Annotated in this window: 18 protein-coding genes and 1 pseudogene; 3 read left to right on the top strand and 16 right to left on the bottom strand. The window is 61.8% G+C overall.

Annotated features, from left to right (window positions below):
* Position 1 precedes the first annotated feature (1 nt).
* The 4 genes from J2R78_RS29120 to J2R78_RS29105 are packed head-to-tail and all read right to left on the bottom strand — an operon-like array spanning position 2 to position 3,714.
* On the bottom strand, positions 2-1,066 hold the full coding sequence (locus J2R78_RS29120) for an ABC transporter ATP-binding protein (RefSeq protein ID WP_253607742.1): 1,065 nt from the start codon (positions 1,064-1,066) through the stop codon (positions 2-4).
* Positions 1,063-1,848, bottom strand: a complete 786-nt coding sequence (locus J2R78_RS29115; protein ID WP_253607741.1) for an ABC transporter permease — start codon at positions 1,846-1,848, stop codon at positions 1,063-1,065. Before J2R78_RS29115 ends, J2R78_RS29120 begins: the two co-directional genes overlap by 4 nt.
* A 4-nt stretch (positions 1,849-1,852) precedes the next feature.
* Positions 1,853-2,668, bottom strand: a complete 816-nt coding sequence (locus tag J2R78_RS29110) for an ABC transporter permease (RefSeq protein ID WP_076834043.1) — start codon at positions 2,666-2,668, stop codon at positions 1,853-1,855.
* A 38-nt stretch (positions 2,669-2,706) separates the two neighbouring features.
* Entirely contained in the window at positions 2,707-3,714 is a 1,008-nt protein-coding gene (locus J2R78_RS29105) for an ABC transporter substrate-binding protein (RefSeq protein WP_253607740.1), read from the bottom strand.
* A 344-nt stretch (positions 3,715-4,058) separates the two neighbouring features.
* On the opposite strand from J2R78_RS29105, the gene J2R78_RS29100 reads away from it, so the two are divergent.
* The gene (locus tag J2R78_RS29100) at positions 4,059-5,078 is read left to right on the top strand and encodes a zinc-binding dehydrogenase (protein WP_253607739.1); all 1,020 of its coding nucleotides are present in this window, start codon (positions 4,059-4,061) and stop codon (positions 5,076-5,078) included.
* Between the two features lie 36 nt (positions 5,079-5,114).
* Here the strand turns inward: J2R78_RS29100 and J2R78_RS29095 are convergent, their stop codons facing one another.
* The 8 genes from J2R78_RS29095 to J2R78_RS29060 form a co-directional block, all read right to left on the bottom strand.
* Positions 5,115-5,819 carry an ABC transporter ATP-binding protein gene (locus J2R78_RS29095; protein WP_253607738.1) on the bottom strand — a complete coding sequence of 235 codons (705 nt, stop codon included), beginning with the start codon at positions 5,817-5,819 and terminating at the stop codon, positions 5,115-5,117.
* A gap of 3 nt (positions 5,820-5,822) precedes the next feature.
* The gene (locus J2R78_RS29090; RefSeq protein ID WP_168856021.1) at positions 5,823-6,593 is read right to left on the bottom strand and encodes an ABC transporter ATP-binding protein; all 771 of its coding nucleotides are present in this window, start codon (positions 6,591-6,593) and stop codon (positions 5,823-5,825) included.
* Positions 6,590-7,576: a branched-chain amino acid ABC transporter permease gene (locus tag J2R78_RS29085; protein WP_253607737.1), complete on the bottom strand. Its 987-nt coding sequence runs from the start codon at positions 7,574-7,576 to the stop codon at positions 6,590-6,592. Before J2R78_RS29085 ends, J2R78_RS29090 begins: the two co-directional genes overlap by 4 nt.
* A 9-nt stretch (positions 7,577-7,585) precedes the next feature.
* Entirely contained in the window at positions 7,586-8,470 is an 885-nt protein-coding gene (locus J2R78_RS29080; protein ID WP_253607736.1) for a branched-chain amino acid ABC transporter permease, read from the bottom strand.
* 52 nt (positions 8,471-8,522) lie between these two features.
* Entirely contained in the window at positions 8,523-9,776 is a 1,254-nt protein-coding gene (locus tag J2R78_RS29075; RefSeq protein WP_253607735.1) for an ABC transporter substrate-binding protein, read from the bottom strand.
* Between the two features lie 68 nt (positions 9,777-9,844).
* Positions 9,845-12,235 carry a xanthine dehydrogenase family protein molybdopterin-binding subunit gene (locus tag J2R78_RS29070; protein WP_253607734.1) on the bottom strand — a complete coding sequence of 797 codons (2,391 nt, stop codon included), beginning with the start codon at positions 12,233-12,235 and terminating at the stop codon, positions 9,845-9,847.
* Positions 12,232-12,717, bottom strand: coding sequence for a (2Fe-2S)-binding protein (locus J2R78_RS29065; protein WP_229188835.1), 486 nt, complete (start codon positions 12,715-12,717; stop codon positions 12,232-12,234). The genes J2R78_RS29070 and J2R78_RS29065 overlap by 4 nt, the downstream gene beginning before the upstream one ends.
* On the bottom strand, positions 12,714-13,595 hold the full coding sequence (locus tag J2R78_RS29060) for a xanthine dehydrogenase family protein subunit M (RefSeq protein WP_253607733.1): 882 nt from the start codon (positions 13,593-13,595) through the stop codon (positions 12,714-12,716). Before J2R78_RS29060 ends, J2R78_RS29065 begins: the two co-directional genes overlap by 4 nt.
* Positions 13,596-13,764: 169 nt before the next feature.
* Between J2R78_RS29060 and J2R78_RS29055 the strand changes: the two genes are divergently transcribed.
* Positions 13,765-14,862, top strand: coding sequence for an LLM class flavin-dependent oxidoreductase (locus J2R78_RS29055; RefSeq protein ID WP_253607732.1), 1,098 nt, complete (start codon positions 13,765-13,767; stop codon positions 14,860-14,862).
* A gap of 12 nt (positions 14,863-14,874) precedes the next feature.
* Positions 14,875-15,750 carry a polysaccharide deacetylase family protein gene (locus J2R78_RS29050; RefSeq protein ID WP_253607731.1) on the top strand — a complete coding sequence of 292 codons (876 nt, stop codon included), beginning with the start codon at positions 14,875-14,877 and terminating at the stop codon, positions 15,748-15,750.
* A gap of 6 nt (positions 15,751-15,756) precedes the next feature.
* Here J2R78_RS29050 and J2R78_RS29045 read toward each other — a convergent pair whose 3' ends face one another.
* The 4 genes and pseudogenes from J2R78_RS29045 to J2R78_RS29030 all read right to left on the bottom strand — a co-directional run.
* Positions 15,757-16,443: a TetR/AcrR family transcriptional regulator gene (locus tag J2R78_RS29045; RefSeq protein ID WP_018272811.1), complete on the bottom strand. Its 687-nt coding sequence runs from the start codon at positions 16,441-16,443 to the stop codon at positions 15,757-15,759.
* Entirely contained in the window at positions 16,440-16,994 is a 555-nt protein-coding gene (locus tag J2R78_RS29040; protein ID WP_076834073.1) for a flavin reductase family protein, read from the bottom strand. The genes J2R78_RS29045 and J2R78_RS29040 overlap by 4 nt, the downstream gene beginning before the upstream one ends.
* Before the next feature lie 10 nt (positions 16,995-17,004).
* A complete protein-coding gene (locus J2R78_RS29035; protein ID WP_375167139.1) occupies positions 17,005-18,180 on the bottom strand; it encodes an acyl-CoA dehydrogenase family protein in 1,176 nt (391 codons plus the stop codon).
* A gap of 408 nt (positions 18,181-18,588) precedes the next feature.
* Positions 18,589-18,684, bottom strand: a pseudogene (locus J2R78_RS29030) (GNAT family N-acetyltransferase); the annotation flags it as partial.
* Positions 18,685-19,474 lie beyond the last annotated feature (790 nt).

The raw sequence follows: 19,474 nt of genomic DNA, 5'->3' as shown, positions 1-19,474 counted from the left end.
ATCAATCTCGTGGTTCGGAGGGAAGCAGACGGACAGCGTCGGGCGCAATCGAAAGCCCGACACGATCGCCGATCCTGGCTTGAATCGTGTTGGGAGCGTCGACATTGAGCGGCTTGCCCGATGCATCACTCACGACGAGCCGCTGCCGGTCGCCGATGAAGCTGACGGAATCGACGAGTCCCGAGAGCAAACCCTCGCCCGCCTCCGTCACGCGAATGGTTTCGGGGCGGATCATGACGGTCGCGTTCGCGGTCGTAGCTGCACCCTCGATCGGCAGTCGCCCGCCGGGCAGGATCAATGCCCCGTTCTCGACCGGAGCCTCTACAATGTTCGCCGCTCCGATGAACTCCGCCACAAACCGGTCCTTCGGCGCGAAGTAGACCTCGCGGGGCGTACCGATCTGGGCGATTGCGCCTTTCCGCATCACGACAATCCGGTCGCCCAATTCCATGGCTTCGGACTGATCGTGGGTGACATAGATCGTCGTGATCCCAAGCGCTCGCAACAGCCGGTTGAGCTCGCTGCGCAGCCGGTCCCGCAACGCGGCGTCGAGCGCGGTCAAGGGCTCGTCGAGCAGCAAGATGCCGGGCCGGATCGCGACGGCGCGCGCCAGTGCGACGCGCTGACGCTGGCCGCCCGAAAGCTGGTCGATGCGGCGATTCTCCAATCCCGTGATGTTCGTCAGAGCAACCAGCTCGGCGACGCGTGCGGCACGCTCGCCCCTGGCAACACCGCGGATCTTCAGCCCGTAGGCGATATTGTCCGCCACCGTCATGTTGGGGAACAGGGCGTAGGACTGGAACACCATCCCGACATTGCGCCGCTCGATCGGGACCGAGGTCATGTCCTTGCCGTCGAACAGGACCTTGCCGCCGACATCCGGCAGCTCGAGGCCTGCGATGATGCGCAGCATCGTGGTCTTGCCGCAGCCGGACGGCCCAAGCAGCACCAGCGTCTCGCCACGCGCAATGTCGAGGGTCGCGGGATCGAGCGCGCGCGTGCCGTCGGCAAAGGTCTTGCCGCACGCCTCGATCCGCACCGCTGCGCCATGCCCGGCCGTGCTCATCGCTTGTGATCCCTGTCGGCCAGCAGCTGCATTGCGACCAGCAGCGGAATGATCATCACGAAGAAGATCAACGTATAGGCCGACGCCACTTCGAGCCGCATCGAGGCGTAGCTGTCGGCGAGCCCGATCGGCAGTGTCTTCGTCAACGGCGTATGCAGCATCCAGGTCAGGTTGAATTCACCGAGCGACAGCGTGACCACCATTAGCGCGCCGGCGAGAATTCCGGGTAGCGCGTTCGGCACGATGACGTCGCGGAAGCGTCGCCATGGCGATGCCCCGAGCGAGGCCGCCCCCTCATCCAGCGTCTTGATGTCCACGGTCGCGAACACCGCCATCACCGACCGCACCATGAACGGCATGGTGAAGACCACGTGGCCAACCAGGATGAACAGCCAGGAACGGCGAAAGTCGCCGAAGCTGCCATAGGCGAGCAGCAGTGCGAGCGCTATCGCAAGCCCGGGGATCGCCAAGGGCAGCGTAATGATTTCCTCGACGATGCGCGCAAGCCGGCCTCCCCGCGCATGCAGCGCATAGGCTGCGGGAACGCCGGCGAGCAGCGTGACGGCAAGGGTCGCGAATGCGATCACGAAGGAGAGCAGGATGGTGCCGGCATAGAGCTCCCAGACCTGCGCGACCCATTGCAGGGTCACGCCGGACTGGATGCCCCGGAAGTAGTTCACGGTCACGCCGGCGGAGATCGACAACCCCGCGGGGACGACCAGGAAGGCGGCAACGAGCAGCGTGAAGATGAACTGGCCGGTGAAGATCAAGCGATCACGCATGCGTTCACCCGGCCGCCGCGACCGCGCTGCCGCTGAACGAGCGGGCGAGCGCGAGGATGAGCCAGGTGATCAGGCCAAGTCCCACCGACAGCGCGGCCGAGGTCGCGAAATTGGCGGCCAGCGTGAACTCGGTATAGATCAGCATCGGCAGCACATCGATATTCGTCGCCAGCGTAAACGCAGTCCCGAAGGCCCCCATCGCCGTCGCAAATGCGATCGCGCCGGACGCAACGAAGGCCGGCGCCAGCGCCGGCAGCACGACGTCACGCTGGACCGCCCAGGGGCTGGCGCCGAGCGAACGCGCGGCTTCTTCCAGACCGACATCGAGCTTTTGCACGGCCGCCATGATGGTCAGGATCACGCGCGGGATCGAGAAGTAGAGATAGCCGAGGAACAGCCCGTAGATCGAATAGGCGAAGACGAACTTCTCGCCGAAGATCCGGTTCGACAGATCGCCGATCAGCCCCTGCCGCCCCGCCAGCAGAATGATCATGAAGCCGACCACCACGCCGGGAAACGCCAGCGGAAAGGTCAGCATCGCGATCAGCACGGCCCGGCCTGGAAAGCGGTGCCGCTGCAGAAACATTCCGGCTATCGTCGCCACGATCAGCGTGACGACGGTCGTTGCCGCCGCCAGGAGCACGGTATTGATCAGCGTCGCGCGATAACGAGATTCGGTCAGGATGGCGAGATATCCGGCGAGCCCGTGCGGCCCTTCGGCGCCTGCGACAACCAGCCGTGCCATCGGCAGCAGGAAGAATGCCGTGGTCACGACCGCGAGCGGCAGCAGGCAGAGCCAAACGAAGGATTTTTGCGACATCGGAAGAATGGTGCCCCGGCGAAGGGCACCATATTGCCTCAGCGAACCTCGGCGAGATAGCGGTCGACGAAGGCTTTTTGCACGTTTTCCATCTCGCCCCAGTCGACGCTCTTGGCGCGGGCGTAGTCGCTGTCGGGGAGGAATTTCCCCTTCACGGAAGCCGGCAGCTCGATCGGGCGGGCCGGACGCAGATAGGCATTGGTCCAGATCGCCTGCCCCTTGTCGGACAAGAGATAGTCCATCACCTTCTTGGCCTTCTCCTTGTCGGGTGCGTTCTTCACGAGACCAACGACATAGGGAAACACCACCGATCCCTCGCAGGGAATCACAAACTCGAAGTTGCCCTTCTCCGAATATTTCGCGCGATAGGCATTGAAGTCGTAGTCGAGCAGGATCGGCATCTCACCGGAGACGACGCGGGCATACGACGTCTGCTTGGGTACGATCGGATCGTTCTTGCGCAGCTCCTTGAAGAAGCTGATCGCCGGATCGAAGTTGCCTGGCGAGCCGCCGAGCGCCAGATTGACGGCGACCGCGCCGACATAGCCGACCGCCGCCGACGACGGATCGAGATAGCCGACCATCCCCTTGTAGTCGGGCTTCAGGAGATCCTTCCAGCAGGCCGGCACCGGCTTGCCGCCAAGCGCATCCTTGTTCACGAACAAGCCGAGCGTGCCGGAGTGGATCGTGGTCCAGTAGCCATCGGGGTCCTTGAGGCCGGCCGGGACCTGATCCCAATGCGCCGGCTTGTAGGGCTCGAGCGCATCCTGGGCCTTGGCCTTCATGCCGAAGGTCACGCCGAAATAGCCGATATCGCCGACCGGATTGCTCTTCTCGGCCAGGATCTGGGCCAATGCCTGACCGGAATTCTTGTTGTCGTGCGGAATATCGTAGTTGAGGTCCGCCCTGATCGCCTTCAGCATCGACGCCCAATCCGCCCATTCCGGCGGACAATTGTAGCAGATCACGTCGGCCGCCCTGGCGGATTGCCACGGCGCGATCAGCGTCAGCGCCAGCAACGCAAGGACAAGGCGGACGGTCTTCATGGGAGGCTCCGGTCTGGGAGAGAATGCAAAGAGGATTTCAACATCAACCGGGCGACCAAGTATAGGCCGCGTATGAATGTTTTGCGACGCGCTTGCTGCCGTGCAGCAAATGCAACGGCTCCGATGCCGACCATCGGGTGCTGTCCGTCCATCGGGTGCTCGCGGCAGCCCGTCGTTTCGCGCTAGGCTGTCAACCAAAAGAGGAAGCGCCCATGTACCAGCCGCCCGGCGTCAGCACATCGCCCGATCTTCCCGTTCCCGGCCTGATGCAGGCCTGGGTCCTTGGTGACCCCGGCCGGCTCCTGCTTTGCGAAAAGCCGACGCCGGTCCCCTCGCGTGCCGAGGTGCTGGTGCACATCGACGCGGTTGCGATCTGCGCCACCGATCTCGAAATCATCCATGCCGGGTCGCCGGCAAGCATTCAGGGCGGCCTGCCCTTCAACAAGAACTTTACGCCGGGCCACGAATACATGGGCACGGTCGCCGCACTCGGGCCGGACGTTGACGAATTCAGGATCGGTGATCGGGTCAGCGTCGAAATCCATGCCGGTTGCGGCCAATGCAAACGCTGCCGCCAGGGCATGTACACATCCTGTCTCAACTATGGAAAGCCGGAGAGGGGCCACCGCGCCAACGGCTTTACGACCGACGGCGGATTCGCGGAGTACGCAGTCAACCACATCAATACGCTGGCGCGCGTACCGGATAGCATGAGCGATGCGGAGGCGACGCTCGTGGTGACCGCAGGCACGTCGATGTACGGCTTGACGGAATTGGGGGGATTGGTGGCGGGCGAGAGCGTCGTGGTGATCGGCCCGGGGCCGATCGGACTTCTCGCAGTTGCCGTGGCCAAGGCGCTTGGCGCAAGCCCGGTGATTCTGACCGGCACGCGCAACAAGCGGCTGGCGATCGGCCAGGAACTGGGGGCCGACCGCGTCATCAACATCAACGACGAAGACGCCGTTGAGGTCGTGAAGCAACTAACAGGGGGAATCGGCGCGGACTATGTCGTCGAATGTGCCGGCACCGAAGCGACACTCAACCAGGCCATTCACATGACCAATCGCGGCGGCAAGATTTGTCTGGCCGCCTTCCCGCACGAGGCCGCGACGCTGGATATCGCGCATCTCGTGCGAAACAACATCTACGCTTACGGGATCCGCGGCGAGGGCCGCAGCGCCACGCGCCGCGCCATGGAATTGATGGCAGCGAAGCGGTTCGACGCGACAAGAATCCACACGCATACGTTTCCGCTGGAAGACCTGCCGACGGCGCTCAGATATGCACGGGATCGCGTCGATGACGCGATCAAGGTCGTCGTCACCACAAGCAAGGCCGACGCGATCGCGCGCGCTGCGGAGTAAGGTCCGTTCGCGCCGGCGGGAGACCGGAGAGCCCGCTCACACCGAACAATATCGTTCCTTGATCTCGTCGTCGGCCAGCAGGGCCTGCGCCGACGCCTGGTGCACCACCGCCCCCTGATCAAGGACGTAGGCACGATCGGCGATGCCAAGCGCGAGCTCGACATTCTGCTCAACCAACAGCACCGTCGTTCCCTGCGCCTTCATACTGCGGAATAGCTCGAACATTTCGTCGACCAGGACCGGCATGATGCCCTCCGAAGGCTCATCCAGCATGATCAGGTCGGGCTTTGCGATCATCGCCCGCGCGATCGCCAGCATCTGCTGCTCGCCACCGGACATCGTGACCGCCTCCTGGTCCATGCGCTCGGCCAGCCGTGGGAATATCACCGCGATCTCGTCGATCAGCTCGGCCTCCCGCTTCTTCGCCGGCGACGCCACCAGCCCGAGCCGCAAATTTTCCCGGACCGACAATCCCTGCACAATCCGCCGCTCTTCGGGAACATAGGCAAGTCCCAGCGCGAAGCGCACATGCGCCGGCCGGCTCAGCAGCTCCTTGCCCTTGAAGGTGACCGAGCCGCGCGTTCGTCCCATCAACCCCATGATCGATTTCAGCGTCGTCGTCTTGCCGGCTCCATTGCGACCGATCAGGCAGACGATCTCGCCCTTGGTCACTTCGAGAGTTATGTCCTGCAGCGCGTGACTTGCGCCGTACCAGGCATTGAGCTTGCTGATCTGCAGCATTCGTCAATGCTCCCGCTGGCCGAGATAGACGCGCTTCACCGCCTCGTTCTGCCGGACCTCCTGCGGCGTTCCTTCGGCGAGAAGTTCTCCGTGATGCAGCACGAGGATGCGATCGCTGATCCCGAGCACCAGCTTCATCTTGTGCTCGACGAGGATGACCGTACGCTCCTTTGCGAGCTTCACGATCAGATCCATCATGGTCCGGGTCTCCTCCGGGCTCATGCCGGCCGTCGGCTCGTCCAGCAACAGCAACCGGGGTTGGCTGGCAAGCGCCATGCCGATCTCCAGCGCCCGCTGCTCGCCATGGGCCAGCGTCCTGGCGGCACGTTCGCGAGATTCCCACAATCCGACCAGCGCAAGCAGCTCGTCCGCCCGCTCGACCAGCTCGGTCAGGCGCGCGCGGGGACGCCAGATGTCGTATCTCGACACCAGCGCCTGCAGACCGACGCGGATGTTTTCACGGGTCGTGAGCTGCGGGAACACGCTGGTGATCTGAAAGGACTTTGCGATCCCCATATGCGCAAAGCGGTGCTGCGGCAGCCCGGTGACATCCTTGCCCTCGAATTCAACGCTGCCTTTGGTGGGCGCAAACGCGCCGCACAGCAAATTGAAATAGGTGCTCTTACCGGCCCCGTTCGGACCAATAATGGAGGTGATCGCTCCTCTGGAAAACTCCGCCGAGATATTGTTCAGCGCAACAAACTTCCCGAACGTCTTGCCGACGCCCCTGGTACGCAGAATGATTTCCTTGGTTTGGCCTTCCGCGGCGCTCATCGCCTGCCTCGCGCGATCAGCGTGCCCCAGATGCCGGCGGGGAAGAACAGCACGCATGCAATGAAAATGGTGCCAACGATCAGTTGCCAGTGAACCGTCCACACGGAGACCACGTTCTCCAGGACCAGGAAGACGGCGGCGCCGATCATCGGCCCGAAGAACGTTCCCATACCGCCCAGCAATGCGATCATCACAACCAGACCCGACGTCTCGTAGTGCAGGATCTCGATCGGAACGATCGACAGATGCAGCGCCTGCAAGGCTCCCGCGAGACCGCAGAAGCCGCCAGACAAAACGAAGGTCAGCAATCGGGTCTTGGTGACGTCATAGCCTGACGCGCGGGCGCGCATCTCATTCTCCCGCACGGCCTCAATGACGGCGCCAAATGGCGAGGCAAGAATGCGCGACATCACGAAAAACGCGGCAATCACAAAAGCCGCGATGACATAGTAACGGATCATCGGATTGATGAAGTCGAGCCGCAAGCCGAACAGATCGATGGTGCGGACATTGATGCCGCGGAGGCCGTTTTCGCCGCCGGTCAGGTCAACCGCCTGATAGAACAGGTAGTAGACACATTGCGACAGCGCCATCGTTACCATCGCGAAGTAGATGCCGCGGGTCCTGATCGCGAGCACGCCAATCAACGATGCCATCAACAGGCCGCCGGCGATCCCGGCTGCGATGGCCGCATACCATGGCCAGCCAAAATGCACGATGGCGATGCCACACAGGTAGGCACCGGTTCCGAACAGCGCCGCGTGACCAAACGACAGCAGACCGAGATAACCAAACACGAGGTTGAAGCCGACGGCATACAATCCATAGATCAGGATGTTCACCGCGAGGGCCGTGAACGGCATCACCAACGGGAAAATCAGGATCACCGCGGCCACGATGCTGGCGCGATGCCGCGTTGCGAATTCGTACCAACTGCCCGTCGTGGCACGAGACTGTTTGACGGATTCGGTGGCTCCGATCATCCCTGGCTCTCAGCTCATCAGTCCGGCGCGGCCGAAGAAGCCTTGGGGACGAACGATCAGGACGATCGCCATCAGGGCAAAGATCGAAACCTTGGCCATCTCGGGCGCAAACAGCGACGTCATGCTGACCACCACACCAACGAGGAGGCCCGCCAGTACGGCGCCACCGATCGAGCCCATGCCTCCTACGACCGTAACCACGAAAGCCTCGGCGAGAATCGTGCCGCCCATCTCGGGAATGACGCCTTGAAGCGGGGCAGCCAGCAGCCCGGCAAAGCCCGCAATCGCGGTGCCTATCCCGAACACGATCAACCAGACCCTGGAAACGTCGACCCCGAGGACGCGGACGATTTGCGGATCGCGCGCGCCGGCGCGGATAATGAGTCCGAAGCTGGTCTTCTCCAGAAACAGCCAGAGCGCCAACAAGACAACGGCCGTCGCGCCGATCACGAACAGGCGGTAAAGTGGAAAATATCCGACACCGATGTCGACAGCCCCCTGCAGAAGCTCAGGCGTGTCGAAGGGATAACCGGTCTTGCCGAAGGCAATGCGCACGCATTCGACCATGACGTAGCTCAGCCCGAAGGTCAGCAGCAGCGGATAATCGATGCCGCGGCCGTAAAGCGGCCGGATCAGCACGCGCTCGACGGCAAGGCCGAACAGCCCGATCAGAAGCGGTACCGCCAGCAAGCAGAGCCAGAAATTGCCGCCGATCGAAATCAGGTACAGCCCGACATAGGCGCCGACCATGTAGAACGCGCCATGAGCGAAGTTGACGACGGTCAACATCCCGAAGATCAGCGAGAGGCCGATCGCAAACAGCACGTAGATCGCGCCGAGCGCCAGCCCAGCGAATAGTTGCAGTGCAATCAGATCAAAGCTCAGGCCCGGCATTTGTCCCCCCCTCAGCACGCGCACCGCTCCGCGGTGCGCGCCGGCGCATGGCTCAGCTCTTGTGGCCAAGCGTGTCGCAGGTACGCAGGTTCTTCTCGTTAGGCTCTTCGGTCGATAGAACCTCGAACACATCTGACTCGTTCTTCATGTCCTTGGACTTCGACTTGATCACGAGCACCGATTGCACCGATTGGTGATCGCATTTGCGATAGTATTGCGGCCCCTTGTAGTAGTCGTACTTCAGAGCCTCCAGTGCCGCGACGACCTTGTCGGTCTCCACGCTGCCCGCGCCCCTGACCGCCTCGAGCACCGTCCGAACACCGCCATAGCCTAGCGCACCGTAGTCGGTAGGCAACTTGCCGTCATACATCTTGCGGAACGCGTCGTTGAACGCCTTGGTCGAGGCGAACTTGTCCTCGATGCCCCAGAAGAACGAGCAGCCCCCGACGACGCCTTCGAATGCCTGGGGGCCCGCCGCAACGCGACTGGCATGCGACAGCAGCGGCGCGATGATCTGGATCGATTTCTTGATGCCGAAGTCGGTTGCCTGCTTCAGCGCGATCTGCTGATCGCGGCCGAAATTGCTGATGCAGAGAATATCGGGCTTCAGCGCCTGGAGACGTGGCAGCAGGGTCGAGAAATCAGTCGTCCCTAACGGATGGCGGATGTCACCGAGATTCTCGATGTTGAATTCCTTCCCGACCTCGAGAAAGCCGCGAACCATCTCGTGACCGTAAGCATAGTCCGCTGTGAGAAACGCAACCTTCTTGCCGAATTTGGTGAAGGCGTAGCGCCCGACCGCCCCTGACGTCATGTGCGGGTTCAGCGCTTCGTGGAACGTGTATTTGCTGAAATCTGCTGCCTCGTTGATGGCGTCGGACTGGCTGATCGAATTGAAGATGACGCCGCGTTCCTTGGTGACGTTGTTGATCGCGAGCTGAACCGCCGCCGATAGACTGCCGACGACGAAATTCACCTTCTCCTTCTCGACCAATTCCAGGGTCCGCGTCGCCGCCTCACCAGGATTCAGCTTGTCGTCACGCACGACGAGCTCGGCCTTGCGGCCGTTGAGACCGCCGGCATCATTGAACTGGGTGACAGCAAGCTGACCCGCCCGCACCTGGTCCTGGGCCTCGGCACCGTATGGACCGGTCAAAGGAACCGGGAAGCCGATCTTGATGGGCGCTTCCTGGGCCTGAAGCAGATTGATGCGAAAAGGCGAGACGGCGAGAACGGCGCCGGCGCTTGCCGTCGTCAGCAGACGACGCCGTGATATCGATCCAGCTTTGGTGACCTTCTTCGTCATGACTATTCCTCCCCAAGAACTGTCTGCGTTTTTGCTTATCGTATTATCGTTGCCCGGAACGTCTCCACTCAGATCCGTCCCAGGGCGGTCAGGATAACCTGAGGCGTGAGCGGAATCTCGGTAATTGTTGCGCCAAGCGGCCGGAGCGCGTCATTGACCGCGTTGGCAACCGCTGCTGCCGCGCCGGCCGTCCCCGCCTCCCCAGCCCCTTTGGCTCCCAGTTCCGATTCCTGCGTCGGAGACACCACGTGGCCGACCTCGATGTCGGGCATCTCGCCGGACATCGGGACCAGATAGTCCGCCATATTGGCATTGGTCAGCTGACCGCGTTCGTCGTAGATGCACTTCTCGAACAGCGCCGCGCCGAGCCCCTGCACGACCCCGCCCCGGATCTGCTCGTCGACCAGTTGCGGGTTGATGATGGTGCCGCAGTCTTCGACAACCCAATGCTTCAGCAGCTTGACGAACCCGGTCTCGGTATCGACCTCGAGCCATGAGGCCTGAACGCCGTTGGTGAACGCAAAGGGATATTGGCGCGGAACGAAATGCCGGGTCGCCATCAATTCGGGCTGGACACCGGGCGGCAGGGTGTCCGGTCGAAAATAGACGATCCGCGCCAGCTCGTTCAGTTCGATGCGAAGCGCGCCGTCGGCGGCGTTGACGATCGTGTTGTTGACGATATCGAGCCCGTCCGGCGTCGATTGCAGGATGGCCGCGGCGACGTTCAGGATGTTCTCTCGCAGGCCCTTGGCTGCCTGCAATGCAGCTTCGCCGCCGATGCCGGCACCGCGCGAGGCCCAGGTACCACCGCCATAGGGCGTGTGGTCGGTGTCGCCCAGGATGACGCGGACGCGTTCCATCGAAACGCCAAGCACGCTGCCAACGATCTGGGCCGTCAGCGATTCCGACCCTTGCCCCTGTTCGGTGATGCTGGTCTGGCAGATCACGGACCCTTGCGCGTCGAGCCGGACCGCAACGCCATCCTGCGATGAAATTTTCGCGCCGCCCACGCCGTAAAAGGCAGCGCTGGGATTGGTCACCTCGATGAAGCTCGCGATTCCGATGCCTCGATGGACGTTTCTGGCGCGCAAGGCCGCTTGCTCAGCCCGCAACGCGTCGTAATCCATCATCTGAAGCAGCTTGGTCAACGAGGCGTGATGCGAAAGCTGCTCGAACTTCATGCCCGAGGGCGATGCACACGGATAGGCATCGTCGGCGATCAGATTGCGCCGCCGGATTTCGACGGGGTCCATGCCGATCTTCGCGGCCGCCAGATCGACCAGGCCTTCGGTGACCGAACAGGCGATCGGGTGTCCGACCGCCCGGTACTGGCACATTACGTTCTTGTTCTGGAAAACGACGCGCGCCCGCGCCCGATAGTTCGCCGTGGCGTAGGGCCCACCGACCAGATTGACCACCTGATTGGCCTCGATGGCGCTGGTGCGCGGATACATCGAGTACGGGCCGATCCCCGTCAGGTCGTCGATCTCGAAGGCCGTAATCGTACCGTCCGGCCTGACCCCGATCCGTCCCCTGCATCGATGATCGCGGGCGTGGATGTCCGTGTTGAAACTCTCGACGCGGTCCGCCACGAACTTGACTGGCCGACGCAACAGCTTGGACAGCGCGTAGGTCGCCATTTCGTCGGCGTAGATATGGACCTTGATGCCGAACGAGCCGCCGACATCCTTGCAGACCACTCGGACCTGCGCTTCCCCTAACCCAAGATGCAGCGCCGCGATGTTCTGCACCATATGGGGCGCTTGCGTGCCCTGATAGATCGTGAGCCGTGCCTCGGCCGCATTCCAATCGGCAACGACGGCGCGCGGTTCAAGTGTCACGCCGGTGTGGCGCCCGAATACGAAGTCGGCCTCGACGAGTTCGGACCCCGACAATGCATGATCGACGTCGCCGGCGTCGAGCGTCCGCTCAAAGGCAAGATTGTCGCCGAGCGCAGCATGAATGACGGGAGCTGCCGGATCGAGCGCAGCACGCATGTCCGTGACCGCCTCGAGCTCCTCGTAGTCGACTGAAATATGCTCCATGGCATCTTCGGCTGCAGCACGGCTGGTCGCCACAATCGCTGCAATGGCCTCGCCCTGCCAGCACACGCGGTCGACCGCGATCGCGTGTTGTGGCGCTGACTTCAGTCCCTTCAGGTGCGAGAGCACCCCGACCCACGGCGTGATGACCGCTTCAAGTTCACGACCCGTGACGATGGAAACGACACCGGGCACGCGCCTTGCCGCCTCGGCGTCGATCGCTGCGATTTTGGCGTGGGCATGTGGCGACCGTAGAAAAACCACATGCGCCATCCGAGGCAATTCGAGATCACTGACATATTGGCCCCGCCCCTGCAGCAACCTGTCGAGGTTCGGCCGCGGTACGGTCTTGCCGATGTAGGAATTCGGGCGATCAAGCACCGAAAGCGCGTCTGCTGGCGCCCGCGTCACCGTCATACGCCCCGCTCCGCGCGCGTGATGGCTGTCGCCTCAACCGCATCAACAATGGCCTGATAGCCCGTGCAGCGGCAATAGTTGCCGGAAAGATGCTCGCGGATTGCTCGACGATCAGGCACGGACACGTGCTTCAGCAGGTCCTGCGCCGTGATCAGCATCCCAGGCGTGCAATAGCCACACTGCAATGCATTGCGTTCGCGAAATGCCGCCTGAAGATCGGCTATTTCACCGCTGTCAGACAGCCCCTCGATTGTCTCAACTGACGCGCCCTGCGCCTGGACCGTCAGCATCAGACAGGAGCGAACGATCTCGCCATCGAGTCGGACCGTACAGGCACCGCAAACGCCGTGCTCGCACCCAACGTGGGTTCCGGTCAGCTTGAGATTTTCCCGGAGGAAATCAGCAAGATTGAGCCGCGGCAAGACGAAGGCGTCGATGGGTTCGCCATTGACCAGAAGCGAGACCGGTACCGGAGCGTTCACTTGCCGACTCCCGTTTCCAGTTCTGGCCGTGCCAGCAATGCTGCCACGCAGCGCCGGAGCAAGACCGTCGCGAGGTGTCGACGCATGGCCGCGGTCGCCTGCTGGTCCTCCTGTGGATCGAGTTCATCGGCCAATGCGGCCGTCGCCTCTGCGAGCAAGGCGGGAGTTACCGTGGCATCGATCAGTTTGCCGGCGGCCGCCGCGAGCAATGGCCGGTCGCCAACAGCAAAGAAGCCGAGGCGAAGAGCTGAGAACCTGCCGGCCGCAACTACGGCACGGGCGGCGAGACCAACGACAGCGTAGTCGCCATGCCGCCGGGCATATTCCTGAAAGAAAAATGTCGAGCCTTGGCCTGCGACCGGCACCTCGACCGCGACAAGCAACTCGTCGGGCAACAGTGCCGTTTCGTAAATTCCCCTGAAAAACTCCGTCGCAGCAATCCGGCGCTCGCCGGCCGAGCCCCGAACAACGATCGTGGCGTCAAGCGCCACAACACAGGCCGGCAGCTCCGACGCAGGATCGGCGTGAGCGAGGCTGCCGCCGATCGTTCCGCGATTGCGAATTGCGGGATGGGCAACGTGGGCAACGGCATCGCGCAACAGCCGCACGTGCAGTGCAACCTCCGGCGATCTGAGCAGATCGACGTGCCGGGTCAGCGCGCCAATGACCAGCAGGTCTCCCCTCACGGTGATGCCGCGCAACTCGGCGAGGCCGCCGATATCGACCAGAATGTCCGGAGACAGGAGCCGCAGGTTCATCGCCGGCATCAGGCTCTGACCACCCGACAGAACCTTCGCCTTGTCGCCGTGCATGGCGAGCAACTCCAGCGCGTTCACGACGCTGGTCGCGCGGGCGTAGGCGAAAGCCGCAGCTTTCATGTGGGCGTGGCCTCCCGGGCCCAATTTTGGTTTGCCCGATTAGAGGGCCGCCCTCTTCAAAGGTCAAGCTTGTTTATCGAGTGATTATTTGTGCAGCAAGGGCTTGTCTTCGCCTCGGGAAGGCCGCAGGTTCCTTGCCAACTAAAGTTCAAATCGCGGGAGGCGGATCATGAAGCTCGGTTTCTTTACGATGCCGATCCATCCTCTCGACAAGGATTGGCGGCAATCGCTCCGGGAGGATCGCGAGGCCTTTCTGCTCGCGGACGAGCTCGGGTTCACCGAGGCGTATGTCGGCGAGCACGTCACCGACACGGCCGAGAACATCACCTCCAGCATTGCCTTCATTGCCTGGCTCGCAGCCGCAACCAAGCACATCAAGCTTGGAACCGGCACCATCAACATGCCAAACACGCATCCGGCAGCCGTCGCAGCGTCTGTCGCCATGCTCGATCACATGCTTGATGGCCGCTTCATCCTTGGAATCAGCCCGGGTGGGTTGCTCTCCGACGCGGAGGTTTTCGGCAATCTCGACGCCGACCGCAATGCCATGTTCCTTGAGGCCATCAACCAGGTTCTTGATATCTGGGCTGGTAAACCGCCCTATGATCTGCAGGGCAAATATTGGAACGTCTCGGTCAAACGGACTCTGATCGAGGACATCGGCCAGGGAATCGTCGCTCGCCCTTTGCAGGCGCCTCACCCGCCAATCGTGGTGACCGCGGTTGCGCCATTCTCAAAGGGCGTAACGGAGGCGGCGGCGCGCGGCTGGGATCCGATCTCGGCAAACTTCCTGATGCCGGCATGGGTGAAGAGCCACTGGCCGAAATATGTCGAGGGTTGTGAGCGCGTGAACCGGGCAGCCGAGCCTGCCAATTGGCGTGTCGCCAAGAGCGTGTTCGTTGCAAAGGATGCAGCAACCGCGAAGGCCTATGCCACGTCGCGCGATAGTCCCTACGTGTACTATTATCACCAGCTGTTCACGAAGCTGAAGCGCAGTGGCCGGCTCGAGTTGTTCAAGACGCGACGGGATCAACCCGACGCCGAGGTCACACTGGAGTCGATCTGCGACAAATTGATCATCTACGGCACGCCCGAAAGCGTGGCTGACCAGTTGCTGGCGTTCCAGCAAGAGATTGGCACCTTCGGAACCCTGCTTTACGCCGGCAAGGACTGGAAAGATCGCGAGCTTGGCCGTCAATCGATGATCCTGATGGCCGAGAAGGTCCTGCCGCGGATCAATGCCACTGCTGCCGGATCATCGACGTGAAGGAGGTTCGACATGGCCTTTACTGATCGCATTCCGTACCAGGCGCAGGTCGATCGACCGAAACTGACATTACCTGACGGCAAGAAGCTTGCCGTGTGGGTTATCCTCAATGTCGAGGAATGGCGCATCGAGAATGCGATGCCACGCACCGTGCTGAGCCCACCGATGGGCCAGCCCTTGCTGCCCGACGTGCCGAACTGGTCGTGGCATGAATACGGCATGCGCGCCGGCTTCTGGCGGCAGTTCAAGGCTTTGACCGATCGAAAGATACCGGTGACGCTGGCTGCGAACGCCAATGTTTGCAACAGCTATCCGCGTGTGGCGTCGGCGGCGCGCGAGGCGGGCTTCGAGTTCATGGGACATGGGTTTGTTCAGGGCCCGATGCACAAGGTCGAAAACCAGGCGGACGCAATCAAGCGCGCGGTCGACACGATTGCTGGATTTACCGGCAAGCCGCCGCGATCATGGGAAAGCCCGGGCCTGACCGAAACCGAAAAAACGCTCGATCTCCTGCGCCTCAACGGGATCGAATACGTGGCCGATTGGGTGATCGACGATCTCCCCCAGGACATCGCCACGCCGCACGGCACCGTGACGACGATTCCCTATTCGGTCGAGACCAACGACATTGTCATTCACGCGCTGCAACACCTTCCGTCGGAACAGTTCCTGACCCGCTGCACTGACCAGTTCGATCGGCTGTACCTTGAGGGCGCAGAGAACGCGCGGATCATGGCCATCTCGGTGCATCCCTACATCACGGGCGTGCCGCATCGTATCAAGTACCTGGAGGCCCTGCTCGATTACGTCATCGGCCATGACGGCGTCGCCCTCATGACGGCAAGCGAGATCGGAGATTGGTATCGGGGTCAGATGGCGACAATGTAGCCCGGGTCAGCCGACGACCTTGATCGGCGCCCGTCGACGATCGGTCGCGCTCTCCGCCATCCTCTCAAATCCCGCGAGGAAGATATCCAGCGCGTCACTGATCATTTGCGCCTTGTCCTCGAGGACAGGCGCTTCGTAGATGTACTTGCGTACGCCATAATAGAAGATGCCGCCGTGAAACACCCAGGCCAGCTCGAGTTCTGCGGCGCTGGGCCTGCCTTGCGTCGCGAGGCCGGCGTCGTGGCGGCATTCCCGGAGAATGCGTGTCAGGATCTTGTCCTTGACCATGCCAACATACCACCGATTGATATCGAGGCCCTTCAGGCCGGAGTAGAGATAGATCCGGAGCCATCTTCGGTTGAAAATCGCGTCGGTATAGATCTCGTAAAATTCCTGAAGCCGCACGCGGAGCGGACGTGACCGATCCGAGAGCAACTTCTCCCAGCCGATTTCAAGCGGTTCGAGATATACCTTGCGGTAGACCTCCTTGATGAGATCGTCCTTGCTCGGAAAGTAGCGGTAAAGCAGCGGCTGCGTTACGCCGAGCTTGTGAGCAAGGGCGCGCGTGCCGCCGCCAAATCCCTCCTCCGCAAATAGCTCGGTTGCCTTGGTAACGAATTCACTGCGACGATCGACGGCTGATAGTCGCCTCTGCTTGGCACGAACGCGCTTGACGGGCGTCTTTCGATTCATGATGTCTTGTCACCACCCTCAGCCAAAAACCCGCCAAAACCTCCGCGCGCGAACACCAGCGGATTGTTCCGGTTATAGGCGTAGGCTTCCACCGCGCCCAGGAAAATGACGTGATCCCCGCCATAGTAGCGGTTGGCGGCACGGCACTGGAAATTCGCGACCACATCGGCAAGCACGGGAGCATTCCCGAGGCCCGGCGTCCAGCTCACACCCGCGAACTTGTCACCCGACGATCTGGCAAACTGCACCGCCAGCGCCTGTTGCGACGCGTCTAGAACGTTGACCGTAAAATGGCTGGCATTCTGGAAGATCGGCAGTCCCTGCGAAAACATGCCCAGGCTCCACAACACAAGTGGCGGATTGAGCGACACCGATGCAAAGGAATTACAAGTAATTCCATAGGGCCGTCCTTCAGCCGCCATCGCGGTGACTATCGTCACACCTGTTGCGAACGTACCGAGCGCATTGCGGAAATCACGGGGATCGATCGCCGAACTATCGCTTGCGAGCTCACTGGCGGGATCCAGCGGATGTTTGGGCGAGTCGGACATCCGGCTTACCTCAAAGCGTCAGGTTTTCAGACGGCAGCCCCAGAGCCACCCGCCCGTAATTGGTGCCCGCCGCGTCAAAATTGAACGCGAGATGCGAATTCACCGCGTGCGCGTCGCGGAATTGGCGCTGCAACGCTCCGGAGGTAAACAGGCTGCGTGCGCCGCCCGCCGCAAATAGAAGAGACACCGCCTCGGTGCACAAATTGACCGCGAACGCACCGTCGCGCCGAAGCTTCGTCTTCGCTGCAATGCCCGGGATATCGCCACGCCGGACCTCCGCAAGTGCCTCAACGCAGCTCGTGCGCATGATTAGCCGCGCGGCATCGATCTTCGCCGACGCCTCGGCGATCTTGATCTGTGTGCTTTGCAGGTCCCCAATCTTGGCCCGGTTATATGTCGAAGCGCGGTGTCGCGCGATCTCGACATAGTCATCAAGGCAAGCCTGCGCATTTCCCAAACCAACCCCGGACAACACATAGGGAAACAACGAAAAGACCGGAAGCATGTAGAGCGCATTCGGATTGACGATACTGCCCGGCGTCGCACCTCCCGCAAGATCGCTGACGGCAACGGTCATATGCTCGGGAACGAATGCGTCGGTGACCCGCACGTCGTTCGATCCCGTTCCGCGCAAGCCAGCCGCATTCCAAGTGTCGTCGATGCTGTAGTCCCGCCTGTTCAACAGGAATAGCCGATACTCGACACCATCGGCCTCATCATCCGAGGCGACCACGCTCGCGAGCATGTTCCATCCGCAGGATTCCACCCCGGACGAAAACGGCCAATGACCACTCAGAACATATCCGCCACTTGCCTTCCTCGCACGACCTGCCGGGAAGACAAAGGAAGACGCGATCAGCGCATCTGGATCCTCTCCCCACACCGCGCTCTGCGCTTCGGGCGCGAACATACCCAGCATCCAGTGGTGACTTGCAAGGTTGGCAAAATTCCAGGAGACTGAGGCGTCTCCCTGCCCGAGGGCATCGGCGCAGTCGACCAGGGCAACATAGTCGAGCTCGCTGCCTCCGACGCGCTTGGGCTGCAGGATCCGGAAAAGGCCGCTGTCAAGCAAATCCCGCTCGGTCTCCGGCGGCAATCTGCGCAGCTCTTCGGTCCGCGATGCCCGTTCGCGCAATGCCGGAACAAGCGCCCTGGCGCGTGCGACCATGACCGAATAACGATCCATATCCGGGCCTGGCTGTACCTTCGTGTCGAGCCCGCGGCCAACCTCAACCATGGTCTCTTCCTTCGTTCGATCTCCAAGACATTTGCGCGCGCGATCGAGCCGTCAACTCAGTTTATCGATCGATCACCAGAGATCAAGGCGCGCAAGCCTGCATTCCGCGAATTCAGCGCTCAGGATCCACGACTGCCGCCGGGCGCCCATTTAAGGAAACGCTTCCAGCGATGCTTCGTTCGCACTGCAGAGGCCCATTCTAGCATCCCCACGCCCAAAATTCGATGCCGGCTACGACCGCGGCTTGCCAAAGGATGTTACCCATGGCCAGAAACGCAAAAAACCCCGATCGCCGAAGCCACCGGGCGCTCAACGTCATCGAATTGTTCGCGACAACCCGAACCCACGTCGCAGGATCTAGACGAGCTCCTTCCTCCAATACAGCGTGTGCTGCCATGCCCAGGGCGAGACAGGTTCGAAGAGCCGATATCCTCGCCGGATAAAATCATTGGCCAAGAAGATGTACTCGCTCGGAGCCGTGTCGCAATCCGGATCAGGATCAGGCAACACCGCACGAAAATGCGACCGTGGGAACGTCCGTCTGCTCGCGTTTGGAATGCGGGCGCTGAATGAACTGGATGATCTCGGCGCTCATGCAAGCTCCCACAACGCGATGGCAACCAGATCCGCGAGCGCGAGCGATATCAGATAGGCGGTCATGCAAACCTCGTTGATCGGCCGTCAGCGCGCGATGCGGCCATGGCATGAATGTGCGGCAGATCGCGCAGCGGGCGGCGATCTTTGGGGCGCGAACCTTAGCCCTGACGAGTGGGGCCGCGGGCGGCGCCGGCTTTCGCCGCGCCGCAGGACCGGCGCGTTCGCGCGCACCAGCCAATTCGTTCTCTTTTCAAGGGGGCCGGACGGCGGCGCGCTTGCGACACTCAGGCGACGGGCTGGGAGGATATGGCGTCGTGACGGTGCGGTCGCCGTCCGATTGGTGAAACGGCAAAGGAAAAGCCCGCCGCGGATTGCTCCGCGCTGGCTCAACAATTTCTGGTTTTCGGATTATGACCCTGAGTTGCCCGACGTGTCAAACCTATTTCGGCCTGAATGCGATCGGTAAAATGCGATGCGTCGGCTTCGATGGTGAGAAACCGCCTTGAGCGAAAGTTTGGGCATTGATCCGGAATCGCAGCGCAGGCCGGTGCCAAGCGCCTATGCTTGCTGCGATGATGTCAGTGTGCCCGACGCGTCAAGCGGACATCTCACAATATTTGGATCGACATCAATGCAGTTTTTGGCC

The sequence above is a fragment of the Bradyrhizobium sp. USDA 4538 genome, from assembly GCF_024171045.1.
Taxonomy (GTDB): Bacteria; Pseudomonadota; Alphaproteobacteria; order Rhizobiales; family Xanthobacteraceae; genus Bradyrhizobium; species Bradyrhizobium australafricanum.
This window is presented reverse-complemented; position numbering and strand designations above follow the sequence as displayed.